This window comes from Synechococcales cyanobacterium T60_A2020_003, assembly GCA_015272205.1.
Lineage (GTDB): Bacteria > Cyanobacteriota > Cyanobacteriia > RECH01 > RECH01 > JACYMB01.
On the sequence record JACYMB010000018.1, the window covers coordinates 1 to 4,203 of the forward strand.

At 50.8% G+C, this 4,203-nt stretch carries 5 protein-coding genes; 1 reads left to right on the forward strand and 4 read right to left on the reverse strand.

All coding sequences use genetic code 11. The features are described from left to right. Nucleotides 1–187 (reverse strand): transposase (locus IGR76_00735; protein MBF2077070.1); only part of this gene is annotated, 187 nt, incomplete at its 3' end. Between the two features lie 220 nt (nt 188–407). Here IGR76_00735 and IGR76_00740 point away from each other — a divergent pair. Next, complete coding sequence (locus tag IGR76_00740; protein MBF2077071.1) at nt 408–1,625, forward strand: Coenzyme F420 hydrogenase/dehydrogenase, beta subunit C-terminal domain; 1,218 nt, start codon at nt 408–410, stop codon at nt 1,623–1,625. Nucleotides 1,626–1,903: 278 nt separating this feature from the next. On the opposite strand, the gene IGR76_00745 is transcribed toward IGR76_00740, so the two are convergent. From IGR76_00745 to IGR76_00755, 3 genes are all read right to left on the reverse strand, one after another. Next, a complete protein-coding gene (locus IGR76_00745) occupies nt 1,904–3,088 on the reverse strand; it encodes an NAD(P)H-quinone oxidoreductase subunit H (protein MBF2077072.1) in 1,185 nt (394 codons plus the stop codon). A 382-nt stretch (nt 3,089–3,470) separates the two neighbouring features. Beyond that, on the reverse strand, nt 3,471–3,614 hold the full coding sequence (locus tag IGR76_00750; GenBank protein ID MBF2077073.1) for a hypothetical protein: 144 nt from the start codon (nt 3,612–3,614) through the stop codon (nt 3,471–3,473). Between the two features lie 413 nt (nt 3,615–4,027). Then, a partial coding sequence (locus IGR76_00755; protein MBF2077074.1) for an IS5/IS1182 family transposase occupies nt 4,028–4,203 on the reverse strand: 176 nt, incomplete at its 5' end.

The window sequence follows — 4,203 nt, forward strand, 5'->3', positions numbered from 1 at the left end:
CTTTGACGGTCGCCATTGTTTGAATCGCAAGGTCACTATAAAGAACTGACGCGCCGGGTTTGCCGCTCAACTCCTCGACCACCCACTGCCCCAGCACAGATTCTTCGATCCAGAAGGTGAGGCTTCCCCTAGCCTTCAATCCAGCGTTATACTCTGACCAGTTGCGGATGCGGTATTGAGGTTTCATGGCAGGTTTTATATGTGATAACTGAAATTTACCATGCCTCTCCTGCCCGCAACCCCTCTTTCATGCAACAACGCCGCTCTTTGGCTATGAACTTTCTGATAGTTAGCCCTCAGAAACGTTTATATTTCGCAGCATCTTGTTACATTTGGTCAAAGAGGCGATCGCCTGCGGTATGGTGATCAATGGTGGAATTACGTTTGCCTTCAGCCCTTAACCTCCTATGACATCGGTTCAGCCCCATTCGTCCTCGGATCAGTCAGGTCACAAGAAAGCGAAAGCCTTAAAACCCGGCAGTCGTCGTCCGGCCAAAGAACTATGCAGTGAGTGTGGTCTATGCGATACCCACTACATTCACTATGTCAAAGAGGCGTGTGCATTTCTAAACCAGCAAGTTCCGGAACTCGAAGAACAGTTTCACGGACGCAGTCGCAATTTGGACAACCCTGATGATGTCTATTTTGGGGTACACCAGGACATGATGGCGGCTCGGAAAACGAAACCTATTGAGGGTGCCCAGTGGACAGGGATCGTCAGCAGCATTGCCATTGAAATGCTAACCAGTGGCAAGGTGGAAGGTGTAGTCTGTGTCCAAAATACCGAGGATGACCACTTTCAGCCCAAGCCCGTGATTGCCCGCACTCCAGAGGAAGTTCTCGCAGCACGAGTCAATAAGCCGACCCTCTCCCCTAACCTATCGGTGCTGGAGCAGGTGGAGCAATCGGGCATGAAGCGACTGTTGGTGATCGGTGTGGGCTGCCAGATCCAGGCGCTTCGCGCGGTTGAGGAAAAGCTAGGGCTAGAAAAACTCTACGTCCTGGGCACACCCTGCGTGGACAACGTGACCCGTGCCGGACTCCAGAAGTTTCTAGAAACCACCAGTCGATCGCCCGATACGGTGATCTACTACGAATTTATGCAGGATTTTCGAGTCCACTTTAAGCACAGCGATGGGTCTACCGAAACGGTTCCTTTCTTTGGCTTAAAGACTAATAAGATCAAGGATGTGTTTGCCCCATCGTGCATGAGCTGTTTTGACTATGTGAACTCGTTGGCAGATCTCGTTGTGGGCTATATGGGCGCTCCCTTTGGCTGGCAGTGGATTACGGTTCGCAACGATCGCGGCCAAGAGTTACTAGATATGGTGATGGATCAGATAGAAACCCAGCCTGTGATGTCGGAAGGCGATCGCCATGCAGCAGTCCAGCAGGGCATTCCCGCCTACGATAAAGGGGTAACGTTGCCAATGTGGGCTGCAAAATTGATGGGCGTAGTCATCGATCGCATTGGCCCAAAGGGGTTGGAGTATGCACGGTTCTCCATCGATTCCCACTTTACCCGTAACTATCTCTACGTGAAGCGCAACCATCCAGAGATTCTAGAGGAGCATGTGCCGGGGTATGCGAAGAAGATCGTGAGTCAGTATAAGTTGCCAGACTGACCGGTCATTACGCCCCCCTTGAGGATATATAGCTGTTGCCAGATAGCTTAGGACATGGACATTTTGGTGGGGCGGCTTCGCCGCCCCACCAAAATGTCCTAACCGATATGGCTAGCGATATACATCACATTAGCGGTGTATTTGAAGCGGTCCTGGTGCATATCCGTCTGAAGGGGGACGCAGTCCCCCTCTACCTCCTCAATCTGCGGCAAGATTTTAAGGCATTAAAAAGAGCGAGCTATAGAGCCCGCCCAAGACTTAACACAGCAATTGAACGATTAGCGATCGACTGATCCCATGATCACGTCGATACTGCCCAGAATCGCCATAATATCAGCAACCTTAACCCCTTTCAGCAGGTGGGGCAGGATTTGGAGATTGTTAAAATCCGGTGGACGCACCTTGAATCGCCACGGGAAAATGCTATCGTCACCCATGATGAAGACACCCAACTCGCCCTTGCCGCTTTCTAGACGCACATAGTGTTCGCCTGCGGGGATTTTGAAGGTGGGCGCAATCTTCTTACCAATGAACTGATAGTCAAACTCGTTCCATTTCGACTTAGGGCCTTCCATAATCCGCTGGGCTTCCAGGTTCTCGAAGGAGCCACCCGGTAGACTCCGCAGAGCTTGCCGGATGATCTTGACGGATTCACGCATTTCGCGGATGCGAACCAGGTAACGGGCAAAGCAGTCGCCTGCGGTTTCCCACTGAACCTCCCAATCAAAATCATCGTAGGACTCGTAATGATCTACCTTGCGGAGATCCCACTTCACACCGGAGGCTCGCAGCATTGGGCCAGACAGTCCCCAGGCGATCGCATCATCCCGTGAGATGGTGCCCACCCCTTCCACCCGCCGACGGAAGATGGGGTTATTGGTGATCAGCTTTTCGTACTCATCCACCTTGGGCAAAAAGTAATCACAGAAGTCTTCGCACTTATCGACCCATCCATAGGGCAGATCGGCAGCAACGCCACCAATGCGGAAATAGTTGTTGTTAATCAGCCGTGACCCGGTTGCAGCTTCCCACAGGTCGTAAATCATTTCCCGTTCGCGGAAGATGTAGAAGAACGGTGTTTGTGCGCCTACGTCTGCCATGAATGGCCCTAACCATAGCAAATGGTTGGCAATCCGGTTGAGTTCCAGCATGATCACCCGGATATAGCTTGCCCGCTTGGGTACGGCAATATCGGCCAGCTTCTCAGGCGCGTTCACGGTGATGGCCTCGTTGAACATGCCTGCGGCGTAGTCCCAACGGCTCACGTAGGGAACAAACATGATGTTGGTTCGACTTTCCGCGATCTTTTCCATGCCCCGATGCAGGTAGCCGATCACGGGTTCACAGTCTACAACGTCCTCGCCGTCCAGGGTCATAATCAACCGCAGCACCCCATGCATCGAGGGATGATGCGGTCCCATGTTAAGCACCATGGGTTCGGTCTTGGTTTCAATCATTGCCATGGGCAATTGTTCTCCTGATATGTGCTGCAAGCAGGGGTCATCTGATGAGGTGGGAGGCTAGGGACGACGGTGCTATTGGCAACCGATCGCGATCGCACCCACTTCGTATCGTTTTGTTGCACGTATACGTTACTAAATATTATATGGATGAACGGACGGGACTCTGTTCAAAAGCACGAATATCAAACCAAGTTTCTTCTAATAGGTCGAACTGGGTAGGCGATCGCCCTCTTGCCTCAATCGGCTGAGCAGCCTGTCAGGTCGCATTCCGCAATCAACCAAGTCGCTATCCCCGACGGCTAAACACCTCCCATTGCATTGGGAGGTGTTTAGCCGTAATCAAATTTAGTCATGAGTTGAGGGTGAGTGAACCGTAAGAGTGCTAGACAGAACCACGTCGCTTCAGCGCTTCGATCATTTGCTGCCGCACTTCTACTGCCCACTGGTCAAAGTTGAAATCATTGCCAGGACTGGTGCTGCGCCCTGAAGAGGGAGCGTTGTTCTGAGATTGATTTTTTCGATTCATACCTTCTGCGCCTCGATGAAGACATAAAGAGTTGCTAGGGACGCACTTGCCCTAGCTCGATCAAGCAGGTTATAACCTCGTTCTTCCGTTCAAGTGGATTTTTGGGAAATCCAACGGGCTGCCTTAGAACGAAGGGCTTGGGCGTTGGGATCATGGAACGCTTTGCTCTAGCTTGAAGGACAAACATAGAGGCAAATCACATCCCGACAGCATAAAAGCCGCTTCAGCCAAGCATGACTAGGTAAAGCAGTGAGCTTCATACTTATTACTGTAGAGCAAATTCTATATAGAAATGTACAGGGAATGAGAACTTTTGTGTCAAAAAGTACAGAAAAGATGACAATTTTGTAGAGCGATCGGCTTTGTTGCATGATTAGAAAAACGGTCAGGTTCGCCTTGAGAGTGTCCTGGTATTAACCTTCAACCTTGTAGCTATCGGGTTTAGCGATCTGAATCATGCGGTTGAGCGCAACACATTTGATGAACAATTCCACGGCTTGATTGTCAAATTGACGTGCACTGAGATTGCCCCCAAAAATAGTCTTAAAGCGGAACATGGTAGTTTCAGCAATCGAACGACGATGATAGC

What these genes read in the sequence shown, in the direction of transcription:
- IGR76_00740 (MBF2077071.1), top strand. Translation starts at nt 408, where the DNA reads ATGACATCGGTTCAGCCCCATTCGTCCTCGGATCAGTCAGGTCACAAG.
- IGR76_00745 (MBF2077072.1), bottom strand. Translation starts at nt 3,088, where the DNA reads ATGGCAATGATTGAAACCAAGACCGAACCCATGGTGCTTAACATGGGA.
- IGR76_00750 (MBF2077073.1), bottom strand. Translation starts at nt 3,614, where the DNA reads ATGAATCGAAAAAATCAATCTCAGAACAACGCTCCCTCTTCAGGGCGC.